Annotated in this window: 1 protein-coding gene; it reads right to left on the bottom strand. The window is 64.4% G+C overall.

Features of this window, described 5'->3' with window-relative positions:
- Positions 1-923 (bottom strand): IS110 family transposase (locus GH681_RS23090; RefSeq protein WP_153163835.1); only part of this gene is annotated, 923 nt, incomplete at its 3' end.
- Positions 924-1,168 lie beyond the last annotated feature (245 nt).

Here is a 1,168-nt window from a genome sequence, read left to right as displayed (position 1 = left end):
ACGCCGTAGCTGACGTGGAGGAGCTTGCGCATCATGGCGCCGATGATGAGCATCGGGGGTTTGCCCTTGGCGGCGAGGCGTTCGCGGAAGAGCTTGCCCCAGTCGGTTCGGTAGAGGGCGACCATGGCGGGCATGTAGAGGGCCTTGCGCAGAAAGCTGTGGCCGACCTTGGAGAGCCGGGGCTTGCCGCGCACGCTGCTGCCCGACTCGTGCTGGCGCGGGTCGAGGCCGGCGAAGGCAACCACCTGACGTGCATTCTCGAAGCGTGCAGGTTCGGCGAGGAAGGCCAGCAGTACGGCGGTGGTGCGCTCCCCGAGACCGGGGATCGAGTCGAGCAGGCGGTGCTTGTCCTTCAGGGTCGGGTCGTTGTCGATGTGGTCGCGGATGGCCTTGCCAAGCCGTGCAATCTCGTCGTCGAGCCACTTGAGGTGCTTGGTAATGCCCTCGGCGACGCTATCGCGGGCCACCTCCAGGCGGTTGGATTCCTGGGTGCGCATGGATTGAAGCGCATCAAGGCGCAGCACCAGAGCACGCAGGTTTTTTTCGGCAGGCGTGGGGGCTTGCCAGGGAACGGGCGTGCGCTCGGCGCAGAACTGGGCGATCAGCTTGGCATCGACCTTGTCGGTCTTGGTACGCATCATCCGGGACGCGCCGAAAGCCTTGATCTGGACCGGATTGACGACACTGACCGTTGTCTCGGTGCGGCCTGCCAGGTACTCGGCGACCGCCTCCCAGTAGGTACCGGTGGCTTCCATGCAGACCTGGAGCGCCGTGGCACCTTCCTTGGCGAGCCAGTCGTCCAGCGCCTTGAAGCCGGCCGGGGTGTTGTCGACGACTTTGTGGCGGAACTTGCCGCTCGCGAGGCGCAGGGCGCAGTCGAGCTTGGCCTTGGCGACATCAATGCCGAGTTGAAGCGGATGCATGAGGTGTCCTCTTTCGATCAACCTTGTGAATGCGGGCTGCCGGCAAGCCGGGCCAAAGATACTGTTCGATCTATTGAGCGAGGGTGAGCGGCAGTTGCAAGATCTACCTCGCGGGCGCGTGGCCCAAGGGCGGGTACGGCATCCCGCCGCTCAACCTGAGGTGCCCCCCAGGTATGCAGTCCCGGCCCCGCACAAAGACCTGAAAACGACCGGTTCCGCACATCAACACAATACAAGGTCGGGTT

The organism is Zoogloea sp. 1C4, assembly GCF_009469605.1.
Lineage (GTDB): Bacteria > Pseudomonadota > Gammaproteobacteria > Burkholderiales > Rhodocyclaceae > Zoogloea > Zoogloea oryzae.
This window is presented reverse-complemented; position numbering and strand designations above follow the sequence as displayed.